General features: G+C 43.6%; 18 protein-coding genes. 7 read left to right on the forward strand and 11 right to left on the reverse strand.

What is annotated here, in order from left to right:
• Positions 1-2: 2 nt before the first annotated feature.
• Positions 3-989, forward strand: coding sequence for an ABC transporter ATP-binding protein (locus Y696_RS10040; protein WP_121510408.1), 987 nt, complete (start codon positions 3-5; stop codon positions 987-989).
• Positions 986-1,981, forward strand: coding sequence for an ABC transporter ATP-binding protein (locus Y696_RS10045; RefSeq protein WP_014731539.1), 996 nt, complete (start codon positions 986-988; stop codon positions 1,979-1,981). Before Y696_RS10040 ends, Y696_RS10045 begins: the two co-directional genes overlap by 4 nt.
• A 61-nt stretch (positions 1,982-2,042) precedes the next feature.
• Here the strand turns inward: Y696_RS10045 and Y696_RS10050 are convergent, their stop codons facing one another.
• From Y696_RS10050 to Y696_RS10060, 3 genes are all read right to left on the reverse strand, one after another.
• The gene (locus Y696_RS10050) at positions 2,043-3,323 is read right to left on the reverse strand and encodes a DUF3887 domain-containing protein (protein ID WP_121510409.1); all 1,281 of its coding nucleotides are present in this window, start codon (positions 3,321-3,323) and stop codon (positions 2,043-2,045) included.
• Positions 3,324-3,449: 126 nt separating this feature from the next.
• Positions 3,450-4,637, reverse strand: coding sequence for an ABC transporter permease (locus tag Y696_RS10055; protein WP_121510410.1), 1,188 nt, complete (start codon positions 4,635-4,637; stop codon positions 3,450-3,452).
• Positions 4,630-5,379 carry an ABC transporter ATP-binding protein gene (locus tag Y696_RS10060; RefSeq protein WP_121510411.1) on the reverse strand — a complete coding sequence of 250 codons (750 nt, stop codon included), beginning with the start codon at positions 5,377-5,379 and terminating at the stop codon, positions 4,630-4,632. The genes Y696_RS10055 and Y696_RS10060 overlap by 8 nt, the downstream gene beginning before the upstream one ends.
• 259 nt (positions 5,380-5,638) lie before the next feature.
• Here Y696_RS10060 and Y696_RS10065 point away from each other — a divergent pair, with 259 nt between their 5' ends.
• From Y696_RS10065 to Y696_RS10075, 3 genes are read left to right on the forward strand one after another with little or no spacing between them, the layout of a single operon-like run.
• Positions 5,639-7,069, forward strand: coding sequence for a TldD/PmbA family protein (locus tag Y696_RS10065; protein WP_121510412.1), 1,431 nt, complete (start codon positions 5,639-5,641; stop codon positions 7,067-7,069).
• Positions 7,069-8,343: a metallopeptidase TldD-related protein gene (locus Y696_RS10070; protein ID WP_014731544.1), complete on the forward strand. Its 1,275-nt coding sequence runs from the start codon at positions 7,069-7,071 to the stop codon at positions 8,341-8,343. The genes Y696_RS10065 and Y696_RS10070 overlap by 1 nt, the downstream gene beginning before the upstream one ends.
• A 17-nt stretch (positions 8,344-8,360) precedes the next feature.
• Positions 8,361-9,026, forward strand: coding sequence for a nitroreductase family protein (locus tag Y696_RS10075; RefSeq protein WP_014731545.1), 666 nt, complete (start codon positions 8,361-8,363; stop codon positions 9,024-9,026).
• A 111-nt stretch (positions 9,027-9,137) separates the two neighbouring features.
• On the opposite strand, the gene Y696_RS10080 is transcribed toward Y696_RS10075, so the two are convergent.
• The 4 genes from Y696_RS10080 to Y696_RS10105 form a co-directional block, all read right to left on the reverse strand.
• On the reverse strand, positions 9,138-11,186 hold the full coding sequence (locus Y696_RS10080; protein ID WP_121510413.1) for a heavy metal translocating P-type ATPase: 2,049 nt from the start codon (positions 11,184-11,186) through the stop codon (positions 9,138-9,140).
• 1 nt (position 11,187) lies between these two features.
• Entirely contained in the window at positions 11,188-11,538 is a 351-nt protein-coding gene (locus Y696_RS10085; protein WP_014731547.1) for a helix-turn-helix transcriptional regulator, read from the reverse strand.
• A 616-nt stretch (positions 11,539-12,154) separates the two neighbouring features.
• Complete coding sequence (locus Y696_RS10095; RefSeq protein ID WP_099771293.1) at positions 12,155-12,346, reverse strand: PhoPQ-activated protein PqaA family protein; 192 nt, start codon at positions 12,344-12,346, stop codon at positions 12,155-12,157.
• 532 nt (positions 12,347-12,878) lie between these two features.
• Complete coding sequence (locus Y696_RS10105; RefSeq protein WP_014731548.1) at positions 12,879-13,556, reverse strand: hypothetical protein; 678 nt, start codon at positions 13,554-13,556, stop codon at positions 12,879-12,881.
• A 126-nt stretch (positions 13,557-13,682) separates the two neighbouring features.
• Here Y696_RS10105 and Y696_RS10110 point away from each other — a divergent pair, with 126 nt between their 5' ends.
• Complete coding sequence (locus Y696_RS10110; protein WP_259459462.1) at positions 13,683-14,345, forward strand: HAD family hydrolase; 663 nt, start codon at positions 13,683-13,685, stop codon at positions 14,343-14,345.
• On the opposite strand, the gene ltaE is transcribed toward Y696_RS10110, so the two are convergent.
• Complete coding sequence (gene ltaE, locus Y696_RS10115; RefSeq protein ID WP_121510415.1) at positions 14,323-15,360, reverse strand: low-specificity L-threonine aldolase; 1,038 nt, start codon at positions 15,358-15,360, stop codon at positions 14,323-14,325. The genes Y696_RS10110 and ltaE overlap by 23 nt on opposite strands.
• Before the next feature lie 487 nt (positions 15,361-15,847).
• A complete protein-coding gene (locus Y696_RS10120; protein ID WP_121510416.1) occupies positions 15,848-16,096 on the reverse strand; it encodes a DUF3795 domain-containing protein in 249 nt (82 codons plus the stop codon).
• 97 nt (positions 16,097-16,193) lie between these two features.
• Between Y696_RS10120 and Y696_RS10125 the strand changes: the two genes are divergently transcribed.
• Positions 16,194-16,922, forward strand: a complete 729-nt coding sequence (locus Y696_RS10125; protein WP_259459917.1) for an acyl-[acyl-carrier-protein] thioesterase — start codon at positions 16,194-16,196, stop codon at positions 16,920-16,922.
• 20 nt (positions 16,923-16,942) lie between these two features.
• Here the strand turns inward: Y696_RS10125 and Y696_RS10130 are convergent, their stop codons facing one another.
• Positions 16,943-18,037, reverse strand: coding sequence for a KamA family radical SAM protein (locus Y696_RS10130; RefSeq protein ID WP_099771297.1), 1,095 nt, complete (start codon positions 18,035-18,037; stop codon positions 16,943-16,945).
• A 376-nt stretch (positions 18,038-18,413) separates the two neighbouring features.
• The coding region (locus Y696_RS10135; protein WP_183084209.1) for an Ig-like domain-containing protein at positions 18,414-19,256 on the reverse strand (843 nt) is incomplete at its 5' end.

Here is a 19,256-nt window from a genome sequence, read left to right on the forward strand (position 1 = left end):
TCATGGAGAGAATACTAGAAGTTGATGACCTGAAAATCTCTTTCAGGACACAGCTCGGAAAGATAACACCGGTCGATGGCGTTTCTTTTGGATTGTCAAAAGGCGAAACTCTAGGAATCGTGGGAGAGTCCGGGTGTGGGAAGACGATCACAGCCTTTTCAATTATTAGACTACTTCCCAAAAACGCATTCCTGGGCGACAAAACTAAGATCTCTTTCAGGGGAAGGGACATTTCTACGCTGAGTAAAGAAGAGCTACAGAAAATCAGGGGAAAGTCAATATCCATGGTATTTCAAGAGCCCATGACTTCTTTGAATCCTCTTTATACAATTGGATGGCAAATCTCGGAAGTGTACAGACTGCACGAAGGTCTTGATGAAGATGATGCGATGAAGAGAAGCATTGAAATGCTGCGACTTGTAGGAATTCCAGAACCCCAGAAGAGAGTGAAGGAGTTTCCTCATCAATTATCCGGGGGGATGAGGCAGAGGGTAATGATTGCCATGGCTCTTGCTTGCAGTCCTGAGCTACTGATAGCTGACGAGCCGACTACTGCACTGGATGTCACGATACAGGCCCAGGTGCTTGAACTTATGAACGAATTGAAGAGCAAGTTTGACACCGCAACTATAATAATTACTCACGACTTGGGCGTAATCGCTGAAATGTGCGACAGGGTTGTTGTGATGTACGCCGGCCAGATTGTTGAAAGCGGAGGAGTATTCGATATCTTTGACAAACCAGTTCATCCCTACACAAAAGGTCTCATAAGTTCTATACCTAAGATAGATGTTGCAAAAAAGGATCAAAAGAAGCTCAATGTAATAAACGGTTACGTACCACATCCATCGAATTTTCCGGAAGGATGCAGATTCAGGCCCCGATGTCCTGTAGCGTTCGAAAAGTGCTTACAGCAGCCGCCAGTAGTTCAGATTGAGAGACAGCACTCCGTTCGATGTTGGCTTTTCGAAGGGCGTGATGTATTATGAAAGCCTCTCCGATGGTAGAGATTAGGGATCTCAGAAAATGGTTTCCCGTGAAGAGTGGGTTTAAAGTGAAGTCTCATTTGAAGGCCGTGGATGGTGTTGACCTAGAAATAGTAAAGGGAGAGACTCTTGGATTGGTTGGAGAATCGGGTTGCGGTAAGACAACGATAGGAAGGACTTTGATAAAGATTTACCAGCCTACTGGAGGTGAGTTTCTCTATAGAGGGGAAGGCTCACCTGAAGGTGGCATTGATATCTTTTCCCTCTCTGAATCCAAAATGAGGCCATTCAGAAGAGAGATACAGATGGTGTTCCAGGATCCGTACGCTTCTCTGAATCCACGCATGACTGTATTCGATATAATTGCAGAAGGTTTGAGAGTCCATTCAGTTGGTAGGAGCAAAGAAGAGCGCAAGGCAATGATAGCCGAGATACTTGAAAAGGTCGGTCTTAGACCGGAGTACATGTTCCGCTATCCTCACGAGTTCTCTGGTGGTCAGAGACAGAGAATTGGAATAGCAAGGTCAATAATTCTTAACCCGAGTCTGGTCATTTGTGATGAGCCGGTTTCGGCTCTCGATGTCTCAGTTCAGGCTCAGGTGATAAATCTTCTCGAGGATCTGAAACATGATTTTGGCCTCACATATCTCTTCATTGCTCACGATCTGGCAGTCGTAAAACACATCTGTGACAGGATTTCTGTGATGTATCTTGGAAAGATTGTTGAAACGGCAGAAACCGATTCCCTTTTTAACGATCCTCTGCACCCTTACACAAGGGGATTGTTATCCTCGATTCCTATCCCGAATCCCCACTTAAGAAGTGCCAGAAATAGAGAGATAGTGAAAGGGGATATTCCCTCACCTGTTGATCCACCAGAAACGTGCAGATTCGTTAAGAGATGCCCGAGGGCATTCGATAGATGCTGGAAAGAAAGCCCTTCATTGAAGGAAGTGAGTGATGGTCACTTTGTTTCGTGCTTTCTTTATGATTAATAGATTGTTCTGAAGAAGTTCTCGACCCGTCTTGAATTGCGAACCGCTGTGAGCAAATCTCTCAATCGAAAATATAGATCCATGAAAATAGGGTATCTATGAGACGACCATCGACATGTCGGAACTCATAGTAGTTGTCAGGCGTTGATATCTCACCCTCTACAGGCATGAAGTAATGATCGAGGCCGGGCAACAAATGGAAATAGACATTGATTTTTGTCCAGAGTGCGTTCATGAACATTATGTAATCCTGGACGGTCGACTCAAAGTCGGCGTCACCCTGCACTATCAACACAGGTATTTCCAGCTCCCTTATTGTTTCTATTGGGCTCATCCTGTCGAGTTCATAATAGTAACCGGCTGTCGCTGCAAGCACGGGAGCTCCTGGAGGTAGCTTCCCTTCCAAAGCGATCTGCAGATAATCTGTTAGGAGCTGAGTCTGTTGTCCAATCTCCCCCTTGTTGAGCGAGGAAATGTACTTCTGTTTGTCAATTATTACCTGGAGCTCTCTTCTAGAGGGAGTAGCCATCAGAATTATTCCATCGACTCTTGAATCTCTCATTGCTATGGTGGGGGCAACTCTTCCTCCAAGTCCGTGACCGGCAAGGAAGATCGAAGAAACCGAAGGAATTCTTGAAGCGGCAGTTATAGCCTTGATTACATCTTCTATTACTTCCGTCTCGATACTTGGAGAAGTCTGAGATAAGCGCTCTCCGAACACGAATGTTCTCTTGTCATAACGAAGAACGGCCACGCCCTGGGTCGCAAGGCCCCATGCAATCTGTCTGAAGGGTTTGTTGGGACCTATTGTCGAATCTCTGTCAAGAGCTCCGGAATCGTGAATCAGAATGACAAGCGGGTACCTGTCTATCTCCTTGGGGACCGTTATTACTGCTGGGAGACGGTATCTTCCCTCACCGATAGTGATCTCAAATTCATCGAACTTGCTAGTATCTATATATTCAGCTATTGCACCCGGCTGTGACGTCGGTTGGACCACAAATGTATCGATTTTGCCCTGATCGTCTACCACCACGTTGAAGTCAATGAATCCTCTCTCAAACTGAGCGTGGAAGATATATACCGTGTAGCCTCTCAATACACTTGTTTCGGTGGAGAAGATGAACAGATAATTGCCATACTCCTCTTCTAACTGCTGAAACTCCTGCACCATGTTATCGACGGTATAGAGAGCTCTGGCTCTAACGCTTTGCATCTCGTAAGCGAGATGGTAATTGCCTCGCAATAAAAGCTGAAGGTACCTGTCAGCAAGTACCTCAGATCCAAAAAGCGTAGCAATAATCAGAAATATAAAAGCGCCAATCGAAAAGATTCTCTTCAACCGGATTTCTCCCATTACAATTATTAACGTTCTATCTCAATGATAACTCACTTTGCCTTGAATGGAGAAAGAGTTGGAGAGCCTCGGCTCTCCAATGGCATTACACTCGAGTTTATCTTGAACCTTTCATGATCCGGAACTATCCATTATCCTTTCACTGTTGAAAACCCTTGTAAGAAAGTAAATGAAAATCGAAACGTATGCCAGATTACTGATTAGCATAAGCAGAAATCTAGCAATTACGAAATTGACGGTGATAATATCCTTCATTACGAAGATTGAATTTACCAGAGGGATAAGATAAAGCAGCGGATTATCTGGCGATTCCATCTGCATCGTTGCTATTCCGAGGACAATAGCCATGATATATATCGGCATCACGTATCCGCTTCCTTCCTTTACGTTTCTTGCAATGGAACCCAGAAGAACGATCAGAGCGGCGGCAACTCCCGACATGGTAAGCAGTGTAATGAAAAGACCCACAAGAGTCGAGGCCGAAAGAGATGATAAATTTAGATTCTCTGCCCCAAATGCCGGGCCTCCTAATTTGAAGGCAATTATCAATCCTATGAAAGTGAAAATGCTGTTCAGAATCGCTATGGTCATTACGTAGAGAATCTTGCCCGTTGCGATCGATGATCTAGAAACCTGATTCACCAAGAGCACAGGCATGCTTCCTCTTTCCTTTTCGCCAGCGGTTGTATCTAGCCCAATGTTCATTGCTCCGGCAAAGATATAGATAAGTAGAAAATATGGGATCAGTGTCGCGAGCATTTCCGTTCCCTGAGATTCCTCGGGAGCAACATCCATTTTCTCTACATTAACAGGGTTGAGGTCTTCGATGGTTAAACCGTGTTCCAAGAGCTTCTCCGATAAGAGAAACGAAGAATAAGAAGCCAGAGCGTTCTGAACCATTTGTGCTCCATACGCCGATCCTCTCGAAGTAGAGTTGTAAAAGACGAGGGCATCAATTCTTTCTCCGTTTTCAATTCTCTCAGCTGAATTTGGAGGAAACTCAACCACTATCGAGTTTTCGAAGTCTTTTACCGTCTCTTCGTTAAGTTCATCGACGATCTCGAAGGAGATCATCCCTTCGAGAATCTTCAAGAACCTTTCGTCGGGCAGGTTGGTCACCTTCAGACTGTAAACGGCGTTTTCATAAGTTTTTGCCTGTGATTGAGATACGGCGTTCATAACCAGGAAGATTATAGGCATAATCAACATCGGTAGGATTAGTACCGCGAATATTGTTCTAGGATCTTTGAACACATTCTTTAATTCTTTGCGGAAGATTATTAGGGCGTCTCTAAACACTCTCAGTCACCCCTTCCAAATCGGCGATCTTGAAGAAGACATCCTCCAGACTGGACTCATCGAATCTTCTGTAAAGTCCCCCAAGAGTGTCATCGGCAACCAGCTTGCCTTTGAAGATTATTCCCACCTTGTTGCAAAGCTTCTCGGCCACGGACATGATATGTGTGGAGATAATTATTGTCTTTCCCTTCTTGCGATAGTCCTTTAGAAATTCGGTCACGGTTCTTGCTGTAATAATATCTAGACCATTGGTCGGCTCATCAAACACGATTACCTCGGGATCATGGATCAGGCTGACTGCAATAGCAGCCTTTTGCTTCATTCCCGATGATAGCTTCCCGATTCTTTTGTCGAGAAAATCATTCATGTTCAGATAGTCAGAAAGAAATTTCATCCGCTCAGAAATATCAGATTCTCGCATATGGCTTAGTTCTCCATAGAATCGAAGAAGCTCTCTTGGGGTGAGATTACCCGATAGCTTCATGTCGCTCGTCAGGAATCCAATTCTCCTCCTCACTTCTGTGGGGGCATCTACAGAATCAAACCCCATAACGGTTGCTCTTCCGCTATCGGGCTTAAGGAGAGTGGAAATGATTCTTAGTGTTGTGGTCTTTCCCGCTCCATTGGGACCCAGTAGACCGTATATGCTGCCTGGTTCTGCGACAAAACTGAGCGAATCTACAGCGGTCACTTTTTTCCTTCGATTCTCGAAGGTCTTCGTGACTCTCTCAACCTTTACCATTTATCCTAACCTCCAGCTATCTTTCTTAATGAAGAATAACACTGGTATGTTACATTAGAGTATAGTAGTGAAGATATCAGAAAAATTATTTCATAATTGAAGGAATAATTATCAATTTTATTGAGTGTTAGATTCATTTATTTCATTTTAAGATAAATTATAGTATAATATTGGAAGTCAAGGGTATCGATTTGCTTCCATGCGATGCTACAGTAGTTTTTAGTATGAAAAATAACCCTTTGATAATGGGAGGTTCTAAATGAAGGTAGCCAGTTCAAAGTATCTAGACGATAGGCGTGACTTGTTGCGGAATCTTGTTTCAATTTTGGAGAATGATTTCCCCTACGTTTCTATTCTGGGTACCGATGTGAAGGGAAAGTTATTCCAGGTAACTACTACTGGGATAAGCGTCAACGATTCCAGATGGTCAGAAAGGGGCTTTGTTCTGAGAGTTCATGATGGAACAGGCTATTTTGAATTTTCTTTCAATGAAATAGATAGTGAATCTCTTAATGGAATTGTTGAGCTTGTGAAGAAGAGAGTCGCCGTTTTCAGAAAGGCCATGGTTAAGAACAATCTTGAGGCGGCAAAGACACCGATTCCAGAGGAGAAGGAATGGAAACTCAGTTTCAACGACGAAGTTAAGATCCTGCCGGGTATGCTGTCGGCCGAAGAGATCTTGGGCAGATTATCCAGCCTAAAAGGTAAGGCTCATTCATTATCTGAGGAAGTAATAAACGTAATGACTTTAATGGAGAACGTACAGGTGAGCAAGCTCTTCATATCAAGTAAGAAAGACCTCTTTCAATCTTACATATGGTCGCAGGGATACTTGTATGTTGTTACGAGAAGGGGAAAGATGACAAAGTACAGCATGAAGGGATTTTCAGGTCTCAAGGGAGCAGAGATTCTAGATGAAATGGATGAGTATGTGGAGAAAGTTGTAGAAAACGCAAGAATGCTGCTCTCTGCGGAACGAATAAGTCCCGGTACTTACGACGTTATATGCTCCCCCGACGTAGCTGGACTCATTGCTCACGAAGCTTTTGGCCATGGAGTGGAAATGGATATGTTTGTGAAGGAACGCGCAAAGGCTGTCGAGTATTTGGGGAAACAGGTTGCGTCTGAGTTAGTTACTATGCATGATGGCGCGGCTGGTGTAAGAGAAGTGTCTTCCTACGCTTTTGACGATGAGGGATGCGAAGCAAAAGATACTGTGATAATTGATAGGGGGATTCTTTTAACGGGAATATCTGATGTGATCTCAGCATCCATTCTTGGAACTGAGCCAACGGGAAACGGAAAGAGGCAGTCCTTTGAGAGGAAGGCGTATGCTCGAATGACCAATACTTACTTCTCGCCAGGGAAGGATGATCTGGAGGAAATGATAACTTCGATAGATTATGGATTTCTTCTCGAAGATTATTATAGTGGAATGGAAGATCCCAAGAACTGGGGTATCCAATGTGTCATAGCTTATGGTAGAGAAATCGTAAAGGGAAAGCTGACAGGAAGAATCGTATCACCGGTTATGATGACGGGATATGTTCCAACTCTGCTTAAGTCGATTTCAATGGTGTCAAAGGATTTCAGACTTTCTGGCACCGGAGCCTGTGGCAAGGGACACAAAGAGTTCGTTAAAGTCTCTGCTGGTGGTCCATACATAAAAGCGAAAGCGAGGTTGGGATAATGATAGATAAGATTTCTAGACAGCTTAAGTCGGTTGCGATAAGTGGATGGAAGATCAAGGAAGAAAACGTCGAAAGTGAGGAATACTTTTTTGTTAAGGACAAGGTTGACCTCGGAAGATCCAAGAAGGTAAGCAAGTACGAGGTTACCCTGTATAAGGATTTCGAAGATAAGAACGAGAAATACAGGGGTAGTTCTGTATTTTACATTAGCCCGGGGATGGAAGATGCTGAAATCAGTGAAGCAATTGAAGAGGCATTCTTCGCTGCCGGGTTTGTCAAGAATCCCTGGTATCCATTAGCTCCAGCCCTTTCGAGAAAATTTTGTTCAGAGGAGTATGAGTTATCCGAACTGGCAAGCGAGGCAGTTGGGGCAGTGTTCTCTCAATCGAAACCCGTAAATTCCTGGTTGAACTCCGTCGAGATTTTCGTCATAAAAAACAGGGACAGAATTCTCAGTTCCGAGGGAGTAGATGTCTCACTTTCGAAATACAGAACCTATATAGAAAGCATAGTGAGCTCATCAGGTAGAGAAGAAGTGGAGCTTTATGATCAACTTCTCCTATCAGTTCCTGATCACGAGCGGATTAGTATGAGAATTTCAAGACTGCTGGAAATGGTCCGTGAGAGAGCTAATGCTACTGCCACTCCCGCAGTTAAAGGAGTTCCGGTAATACTTACAGGAGAACCTGCTAAAGAGGCATTGAGGTATTACTTGATGCAGTCTAATGCCCATCTCAAGTACGACAAAATTTCTGAAGCCGAGCTTGGTAACTCTGTTCAGTCTGAGGAAGCAGGGGACAGAATAACACTAGAGGTTGTACCTGAACTGGAGGGTTCATACTACAGCCTTCCATTCGATAATGATGGTCTTCTTATGAAGAAAAGGAAGGTAATTGAGAACGGTATCTTGAATAGTTTCTGGGGTGACATAAGATACTCTTATTACATAGGAATCGAACCTACTGGCGCTGCAATGAACTTCTCTGTCGGAGAAGGAAGTCTCAGTGTTGAAGAGATGAGAAAAGAATCTCATTTAGAAGTCACACATTTTTCTGCAGTGGATGTCGATGAGACGACAGGAGATTTCGGTGGAGAAATCCGACTCGGATGGTATTTCGATGGTTCAAAGAGAATTCCCGTTACTGGGGGTTCTGTGACAGGAAATTTGAAGAGTCTTGATTCTCTTTATCTCTCTAGAGAGACAGAGCTAAATGGAGACTACTACGGTCCTGTTTCGCTGATGATGAAAGGAATGAAGATCTCGGGAGAATAGGGTTTCTGGAGGTTCATATGATAATCGAGACAATAAAGATGAGACATTCGACTAGAAAGTTCCTTCCATATGGACTCTCTTCTGAGGAGCGGGAAAGGCTTGTCGATTTTTTTGAAGTTATTCCCACTCTCCATTCCTTGCGTCTGAAATGGGCCTTGAAGGATCTAAATAAAGGATCATCCGCGATCTATGCACCTTGTACCAATAAGCCAAACTGTCTCGTGGAGTATGGCTTTCAGGGAGAGATTATTGTCCTGGAAGTGACGAAAATGGGCTTTGGTAGTTGCTGGAATGCCGGTATCAGAGAGGCGGGATCGCCGGCAGGTATAATTATCGGTAAGGAAGACCAGGGGAAAGTTAGTATCAACGACATTCTTACGGGTATGGGTAGGAGAAAGGAACTTCGAGCTCTGATTGATGGACCAGTTCCCGAAGACGAGAGACTGCTTCAGATACTTGAATCGTGTAGACTAGCCCCTTCGTCCATGAACAGGCAGCCATGGAGATTCAGTGTTCTTGAAGGCGATCTTTACATCTGGACAAAGGCAAACATGATTGGAGGAGGTCACTGGTTAGATCTTGGAATTGTTCTTTCACATGCATACATAACTGCTTTAGAGTTCTTTAAGAATGTCTCTATAGAAAAGGCTGCCGGGGATCGTTACAGAGTGATAATGAAGTAGTCCCTAATGCCAGACCAGATCCTCTACATTTGGAGTGACTTGATGTGCACATTGATATGGTAGCATCCCCGAGAGGTTTATGCGGGAAGAGCTTTGAAGACTCACAGTGCCTCATTTGTTCAACATTCTGAGTGAGTTCAGAACTGCAAGCAAAGTTACCCCAACATCGGCAAATACTGCCCCCCACATGTTCATTAAGCCAAACGCGCCTAGAGCGATAAATGCCATTTTCACTCCGAGGGCTGCTGTAATATTCTGGATGGCATTTCTGTTCGTAGATCTCGATATCTCTATAGCTCTTGCGACTTTAGATAGAGACTCGCCTGAAAGAACAACATCGGCCGTCTCTATAGCTGCGTCGGCTCCAGAGAAGCCCATAGCGATTCCAACATCGGCCCTTGCAATTACCGGTGCATCATTAATACCATCACCGACGAATGCAGTACGCTTCCCGCTTTTGATAGCGTCTTCTACTGCTCTCATCTTATCTTCAGGAGTTGCTTCGGAAATCAGACCGTCAAGGTTCAGTTTGGACGATATAGAACCAGCAATATCATGACTATCACCCGTGAGCATAACTATCTCATGAATTCCGAGTTCTCTAAGCTTGATGATGGCATCGGCAGAATCAACCTTCAGAACGTCGGACAGAGTGAATACTCCCTCTACTCTGCCATCGATGGAAAGAAATATCTTTCCTGATTCGCCTCGCTCTTTATAATCAACTCCGAGATCTTTTAACAGAGAGGAGTTGCCAATGCCCATTTTCTTGTCGTTGATTTCTGCTGTGATACCTTTCCCGGCGATTTCTGAGTGGTGAGAGATTTTCATGTCTTCGGGAATTTCTGGGATAAAACTTCTAAACGAACTTGCCACTGGATGGGTGGAGTAGCTTTCCATCAGGGCCGCGTATTCCAATAATTCTCTCTTGTCATATCGGCCAGAAGTCTCTATTTGAGAGATCTCTAGCTTTCCCTTGGTCAATGTTCCCGTTTTGTCTATGAAAATCGAATCAATCTTGCCAAGAGATTCCAGATAATTACTCCCCTTGAATAATATTCCCTCTCTTGAGGCCTTTCCAATGCCGACGAAATAGCTTAAGGGAACAGAGATGACTAATGCGCAAGGGCAGGAAATGACAAGAAGGATCAAGGCCTTATGAACCCAATCTGAGAATCCCCCTCCGAACAGCAGAGGGGGAAATACCGCTATTGCGGTAGCAATGGAGACCACAGTGGGAGTGTACAGCTTCGAGAACCTGGTAATGAACCGCTCCCTATTAGATTTTCTAGAAGTTCCCTCTTCAACTAACTCCAGCATTCTGCTAGTGTAAGATTTCTGAAGATTTGTGGATGCAGTGACTTCTATTATACCTGATTTGTTTATGGTTCCGGCAAGAACTATATCGCCTTCTTTTACAGGTACGGGACTACTTTCTCCTGTGAGAAGTGATTTATCTATCCAGGTGCTTCCAGAGTTAACAAGACCGTCTATGGGAATTCTCTCTCCTGGTTTGACAACAAATCTGTCACCCGGCTGGATCTGACTTGCCGGTACAGTCCGAAGTTGTCCGTCAATGATCTGATTTACTTCTTCAGCCCTTAAATCTATCAGTTCCTTCACCGATCTTCTCGATTTTCTCAAGGCGATTGCCTCCAGAAGCTCTCCTAAACTGTAAAAGATCATCACGGCAACAGCTTCAGGCAATTCGTGGATTGCAAATGCACCCATAGTAGCGACGGTCATAAGAAAACTCTCGTCGAACAAGTCCCCCTTGAAGAGATTTCTGAAAGCCTTTAAAACGGTGTTTCCCCCAGCGACAAGATACGCAGTTACAAATAAGCCGTATTCAAGCAACTCATTATTCCCATGAATAAAGGGAGAAAAGACCAAAGCAATGAAAAAAAGGACTCCTGAGAAGAGAAGTTTCACAAGTTCTTTGATGGGTAAATCCTTCTCAACGTCCGGAGATTCCAACAGTGTTATCTCCGGTGAGTGTTTGTGAATAACTTCTTCTACTTCTTCGAAAGTTTGACCATCGATTATTAGTGTCGAAGAAGAGAAATCTATTCTTGCATCAACTCCCGATCTCTTTAGCTGGTCCTCCAGTTTGGCTGCACATTTAGGACAATCAAGTCCTTCTATTCTGTATTTCTTCATTCTAATCGCCCTCCGACAGTTCCTGGAAATGTTCTCTGGCAAGTTTTATGAGCTCAACAACGTGAAAGTCTTCTAAGGAGTAGAAAACAGACTTACCTTCCCTACGGCTTTTCACGAGTCTGTAAGACTTCAGTTGCTTTAGGTGATGGGAAATCGTTGGGAGTGATAGCCGGAGAATCTCTGCAAGATCACATGTACACAGTTCCGTTTCAGACAGAAGAAATACTATTTTCGTTCGCGTCTCGTCGGCGATAACCTTAAAAAGATCCGAGAGACCCGAAACTTCCTTAGCTATCAGTCTATATTTATCTACGTCGACGTGAATTTCTCTACTCGGGCAAAGTTCACTCATAGGATGTCTCCAAATCAATTAGACGGTCATCTAATTGATTGTAACTGCATTCTCTTCTCAAGTCAAGTCATCTGCCCATAACTCTCGCGGATGTCGATATCAAGAGCTCCTTTTCACCAAAGTCGAAAACGCCTTCGAAATAAAACGGGGTGGGCTTTGAGAGTCAGTTCTTTTGAATTGCATTCTTTGACATGGATCGATTCGAATCTTGTCTTTCGAAAATCTCCATCCGGGGGAAGACGATCTGAATAGCCTCAGTTCCTTTAAATTCGCATTTTCTTTTTCCATCAAGGTTCTAACCTTCAACGTTCCTTCTGATTGCTCTTCTACATAACTCATTGAAGAAAGAGGCTTACCTGTGTTCAGGTGATGAATCACTGAACTTATCGCTTGAGAAACTCTGAAAACTTCGGCCCCATGTCCTGCCTTTGGAGCATAAACCATTGATGAACAGCCGGGCAGTTCTTCTATGTATTAGTTAGCTGAGTCTATGGGCCATATGGATCATTCGTTCCGACAGCAATTTGCTTTGGAATTACGAGTTGAGATCGATATGTGAAAGATCTATGTACTCTGGCAAATCTAGTTATGCCGGGTTATTTAGATCATCAAGGATTCATCTCTGTACATATTCCTCAATGGAGTGACAAAAGCCTCCCCAGAAGTCAAGCTTGTGTTCCATCTGTACAGCAATATTGAGGTTGTCAAAGGCTGTGGGAACGATTCCTTTGACTCTCTTGTGCATCGGGGCAGTTAGCCATGTAGTCCAACCTCGCTTGGAGCCCCCCCGATAAAGTGAAGCCTTCAACTTCGTCCCCCTTGTTCCCTATGAAGTCATTCATGATGTTCATTGAAGCAATAGTGGCTTGAACCATGGGCAATAAGGCGGGTCATGTGTAATCACAACTCTTAAGACATCTTACAAGAGAATAGCTAAGTAACCAGTCCTCTTTGTTTGGGACCGCCAAAAAGTGGTTGATTTGGGATGTTGAATAGGACGGCAACGTAAGCTCTATTTGCAAAGCCAGCAATCCGAATAATGCCAGCTCTTCCTACGAGTATCCGTGGTCACCAGTTATGAACATCACTGCAACTTTTGACTCTATCCTTGGTGGTTTTATGATCATCGGATCGTTTAGCCACTTAATCCTCTGCAATACAACCGAGTCGAAGTTTAACGTATCTATTTCGATAAGCCCCTCTGAAGGCGACTCCACAATCTTGACATTTGCATTATCCATAGTTGATGGAATTGAGTGGAGTTCAGAAAACTATCCACTGTAACCGATGAAAGAGAGGCCGCAACAATCAAGAGCAAGAAAACTGGAATTGCTCTCATCTCAGTCAGCTATTGTCTTCAGAAGATTTTCGGCAACTTTTCTGAGTTCGTCAATGATCTCCTGCGGCCCAATAACCTTGAAGGAGTTCTCAGAAGCCAGGAACATCACCAAATCTCCTATCTCGAAGAAATGGTATTTATGGCGATCGCCACCAAAATCCAGGTCTACTTCGTGGAATTCAGCTTCTCGCGGGAATATTCGGTTCCAGAGCATTGGTTCTTCCAAATACCTCTTGTTCGAAAAGATGACCTTATCAATCTCGTCTGACCTGACAAATCGGACGTTACCATCCTCTTGAAGACCACAAAATAACTCGCGTCTTTCATCGAAACAGGCGGGATAGAAAATGAACTCTTTGCCCCCTCTTTGAAAAATCTTCACAGCTTTCTTACTAGCTATCGCGTTCAGAAAGACTGAGCTTATTCGATATTCTGTTCTTAGTTGAAATTTCATGCTGTCTTCGAAAAGAGAAGGCAAATGATAGGGTTCGGAATAGAAGTACTCGCCTCTTTTCCTAGAGTACTTCATGGGCGCTCCAAGATTTGCTCTCAGATACTTGAAATCTCTATGGGCCTGTCGGACTGAGATGCCAAACTTCTGAGTGTAGTCTTTCATGGCTGCGAAATCATTCTTTAGCAAGCGATTGTGCAGCCACATAATCCTCATTTCCCTAGACACATCTGCCACCTCCAGTGGCCCAGACGAGAGACATCTGAACATCGCAGAACAGAATTCGAAGGTGCTAGAATTGCAATAGTATTATACAAAAATTCGAAAAGTAAATCTAGAAGATGAAATGGAGACATGATGGTTAGAGGAATCATATTTGACTTGTTTGGAACCATTGTCAGTAACGCGAGGCTCTTCAGACCTGTATGCTCCAAGATGGCAGAAGAGTCGTCAGCTGAAGTGGCGGAAATAGAGAGAGACTTTGTGAATCTCTACGGCCACTACTTCAAGGACTGTCATAAAATGCCCTTTCAGCCGGAGAGATACTATTATTATCTTCTGATAAGCGATTTGATTGACAAGTACGATTTGCCAGGAGACATGGAAGCCTACTGTAACTTCATGTACGATTCCTTCTCTAAGTTCCGCGCCTATCCGGATGCAAGGATCCTAAGGGCGATCGTAAACAAGTATTCTGTCGCAATCCTAACTAATGCCGATAATTCCTTTGCTGAGAAGGTTGTAAAAAGAAATAAAATTCCACATCATTTTCTGCTAACTTCGGAATCGGCAAGATCGTACAAACCATGCGAAGTTATCTTTGAGAAGCTACTGTCTATGATGGAAATCGAGAAGAGGCACGTCATTTTTGTTGGTGACAGCATTCAAGTAGACATGCTTGGCGCTTCTGCAGCCGGAATTAAGGGAATTCTTATCGATCGGTCAAGATCTTACTTAGACTACGCACCAAGAATCGAAAGCTTGGAAGAACTGCCTAGCTTGCTAGAGTCCTTGTAAGAGCACCTTCGAATTCCTCAAGAACTATATCGAGATCTTCTCTGGTAACGTTTAGATTGGTTACGAATCGCCATTCGCCAGCTTCAGGCGGATTTATCTTTATTCCCTTATCGTGAAGAGTTTCAACGATAAACTTTGAACTTGATTTACCGGTGATTCTGAAGAAAACCATGTTTATGTCGAGACGATCAAAGAAGACTTCGATTTTTGGTAATTTTGAAAGCCCTTCAGCCAGGTATTTAGCATTGTCGTGGTCTATTTGAAGACGATCGATCATTCTCTCGAGTGCGAATACTCCGGCGGCAGCAATAATACCTGCCTGACGCATAGCTCCTCCCATGATCTTTCTTCCCTTCCGTGCCTTGGCTATGAATTCTCGTTTACCTACCAGCATTGACCCTATCGGTGCACCGAGTCCCTTCGAGAGGCAAAACATAACCGAGTCGGAACAAGAGGCAATTTCTGCGGGGCTAACCCCTTCGGCAATAGCAGCGTTGAATATTCTTGCACCATCAAGATGCAGGGGGACTTTCTGCGCTGAAGCCAGTTCGTAGATCTCCCTGATGTAATTCATGGGGAGGATTCGTCCGCTGGAGTGGGCATTTTCCAGACAGATTAATCCGGTTCTCGGATAATGAAGATCCTCAGATCTGATGGCACTTCTGATTCTTTCGGCTGAAGGTTTGCCATCATCACAGTCAAGAGTTCTCATCTGAACTCCCGCTATCACTGCAGAAGCTCCGGCCTCGTGAACAATGATGTGATTGGACGCTGGAATAATCACCTCATCTCCCCTTAGAGTGTGTGTGAGGATTGAAAGTTGATTCCCGAATGTTCCTGAAGGAACGAAAAGGGCGGCTTCCTTCTTCAGGATGTCTGCTGACATCTCTTCAAGTCTGTTGACTGTCGGATCGTCTCCGTACACATCGTCTCCTACCTCTGCGCTGGCCATAACCCGCCTCATTTCTTCACCGGGGACTGTAACTGTATCACTTCTAATATCTATCCACTTCAAGACAGCACCTCCATAAGGTAAGTTATGAAAACAATTATAAACCAGAATTACTATCAGGAATAACAAGAATAAAAAAAGCCGGATCTAATGATCCGGACTATATGGGGTTCCTATCTAAGGGGGATAGGGGGGTTATAAACTATATTTATTCTAGTTTGTTTGTATGAATATTGCTTTGTGAAAATAGGGCGAAAACATGCAGTGTGCATTACCTATAGATTACCTGTTAAAATAAACATTAACATTAACACACCGGATGCCACATCTCATGAATACTTTGGGTTGTTATTTATGGAGCGAGCGGTAACCAGATGCAGTATATCAATGTTGCACTTTAAAAAATATCTTATCAGTAAGGAGATACTTCAAGACATTTGTGGTATAGGTGACTGCGAGGATAAGTTGCTTGTTATTGTGCTTTACTCCGTGATGCGGTAACATTTCTTGGGTATGGAGTCCAATCTTCTTCTAACATTTGGCAGGGATTTCAAAATTCTTTCCAGCGTTTCTTTCGGATACTTTTCGCATTCCCCGCAGTTTGTGAGATTCCCTTCTCTTCACAACAGAGTTTAAATGTGCACCCGCTGCAGCTGATGTTGGTCGCCAAAATCAAAAAACCAAAATCCTTCGACCACCCATTTGCAGTCTCTCTTCTTAGTGAATTATCATCGGCAATAATGACCCTGTATGTATCGCACTGAGTGCAGCCTATCCCGCAGAATGCTATCATTGTCATGCACCAGGTCTCCAATCAACTAAGGAGTTTGCTCGTCTTTAGAACATAGCATTATTGATTGAACTGCCATATCTTTGGAGGTAGAGCTTTGAAACCTGTGATTACCAAAGAAGTTTACAGAGTCAGATACTACGAACTGGATTGTCAGTGGAAGGCTTCAATTTCTTCACTAATGGATTATTTCAATGACGTAGTGACTCTTCAGACTGTGGAGGTGGGTCACGGAGTTGACATCATGAGCAAGGGCGAATACGCTTGGCTTCTTCTTCGTTGGGATGTCAAAGTGAACAGGTATCCTGATTATTTGGAAAACGTGGTTGTTCAGACTATTCCTTATTCAATGGATAGATTTTATGCATATAGGCGTTTCGAGATATTTGATTGTTCAGGTAATGTCATTGTCGACGCGAATTCTCAATGGATTCTGATTGACCAGAGGAAGCGAAGACCAATAAGGATCGGAGACCAGTTCTACGAATTATATGGTATTGACAGTGATTTCCACGAACCTCTTTCTTTTCCAAAGGTCAACGAAAATGAATCTTCTGGTGAAGAGATCACCTTTATAGTACGCAATTCGGACCTGGATACAAACGGGCATTCTAACAACGTGGCATATGTTAGATGGATTATGGAGACAGTTCCCAGCGAGTTTGTGAAGAGATTCTTGAGGAGACTTACAATCGAGTACAAACGCGAATCTAGAAAGGGCGATGTAATTTCGGTAGAGAGTGTATTTGAGAACGGAGCCGAGTTTGCTGAAGGTAAACACAAAATAATCAGTTCTGGAAGGGTACTCTCCCTTGCCAGAACTGAATGGAAGTGAAGGGCTGCTGAAGCCGCCTACTATACAAGTGAGTCTGGATCTACATAATCATCCAACCAATAGGCATCGGGATTCCTGTCGAAAGCCATAAAGAGATCGTACCGTTTTGGATCAGCCGCTCTATGGTATTTCATGTATATCTTCTTCTCATCCAGACCGACATATTCGATTTTGCCGGTTGCGTGCGACATTACGAATCTAGCCCTCTTTGCCAAACCTGAAACTGCGTCTATGGACTTCTTGAAAATCTCATAACCTTTCTCGGCCGGCACTGCATAAGTGTGATTTCCCTTTGTGGGTCTACACTGAAAGACATAGTAAGGCGGAATTCCAATAAATGAAAGTTTCCTGAATAGTTCTGTCATTACGTCGACACTGTCATTCACGCCGCGGATCATTGGCGTCTGATTGCATATAACTGCACCAGCATCTCTCAGAATGTTCAGACCTCTTATTGCTTCATCGGTTAGCTCTCTAGGATGATTGAAATGTGCCATTATATATATCCTTTTCTTTGGGGTGCTGTATTTCTTAACCATATCTGGCAAATCTGGATCGTTAATAATTCTGTAGGGGTTAAAAGCAACCATTTTGCTTCCAAATCTTATTATGCCAACATGGTCAATCTCCCTCAACTGTCGAACAATATCTCCCAGTTTTTCTGTAGATAGTATTAGAGAGTCCCCACCGGTGAGAAGTACGTTCGTGATTTCCTTGTGCTTTCGAATGTACTCAACACCAAGAGTAACGTCATTTACCACTTCTTTGTTTTCTGTGGAGAACAGTCTCTTCCTGAAACAGAATCTGCAGAAGCTTCCGCAAACCTTTGAGACAAGAAGCAAGGCGGTGTCTTTGTACTTATGCTCCATACCGGGAGCAACGGTGTATATATGCTCCTGAGAAGCATCCAGATCCCCCCACTCATCGAGTTCTTCGAAGTCGGGAAGGATAATTCTCTTTATAGGATCGTGCGGATCGTTCCAGTTAATGAGCCCCAGATAGTAATCATTGGCTCTGAAGGGGTAAACATCGGTCACCTTCTTCATTTCAGTTATCTGTTCATCATTTAGCTCTTCGATCTTCTCTACACTAGTAAGATATGTTGGTTTCTGCAAATCTATCACTCCTTTGTTTAATATACAGACTAAAAACATACGAAGCCTGTATTTGATCAATCCGAAGAGGCCTTTGGCAGAGACTGCCCGCAATGGTAATCGACATTGATCCCTTCTAGTGAATCTTCACTTGTTCGCAAATCGATATTTGATCTGAATCAAACGAGTAAGCCGGCATCGCGCAAATACAAGCAATCATGCAGGCACTAACAATAATTAATTATAGCATACTCAAAACTCTGATAAAAATGATGCAGTTAGACTCTCTGAGTTGCTTTTCAAATATGCTTCACAGAAGTATACTCACATAGGGTATTTGGTAAACAGAAAAGCCCCTCTTCTTGGAGGGGCGAATAGACAAAATCTAGCGTTGCAGTTATTCGGTCACTAGTATGATATTTCCCACATAATCTCCGGAGGGAGAGTAGATCTTTCTGTTCAGTGAATCGTCTGTAGAATCGAATATCGCCGTTCCGATTAATGTTTCTTCAGATTCATTGATCGAATAGAACCGAATCTCATCGAAACTGAATTCCCAGTTGGTTTTGATAACAGCCTGTTTTCGGTCGGATACGATTTCATACTCACCGGCAACAATCCTAACGTTTTCCGAACTAAATAAAGGAAGCGCATATGATACCCTTACAACCTTTTCTGACGCTATGACTTCAAGTCTAAATCCCTTTTTCGTCTTCATACCTAGTTCATCTGAGACTTCTAGAATTACCTCTCTTTCTCCGATGTCGGCTCTTTCCGGAAGGAAAAAGTATCTATCTCCCACGACTTCACCCGGACCAGAAATCAGGTTGAATCTGAGGGCGTCGCCATCTGGATCAGTTGCGAATGCCCGAAGGTACAAAGAGAACTCCTTTCCAGACTCCGCGATGCAATCTGGCAAAAAAACGTCCGGTGGCCTGTTCAGATTTCTTACTTCGATTCTGATTGGAAGACTCTGGCTTGAGCCATTAGAGTCTATGGCTGTGACTGTGGCTGTCTTCTCACCGCTGTCATTAAACCCGGGAGTGTAAATGTAACTATTGGCTGATATGCTCCCGATCCCCTGTAATTCGAATTGAAGATCATCTCCGTCAGGGTCAACGAAAAGACTTCCCAGATCGAGGTCAAGAGTGAAACTTTCCATGATGCTGGTGTTTATCGAGGGTGATAACGTTACGGGCGATCTGTTTACGTTTTCTACGGTGACTTTGAAGAACCCTAC

It is taken from the genome of Mesotoga sp. H07pep.5.4, assembly GCF_003664935.1.
Lineage (GTDB): Bacteria > Thermotogota > Thermotogae > Petrotogales > Kosmotogaceae > Mesotoga > Mesotoga prima.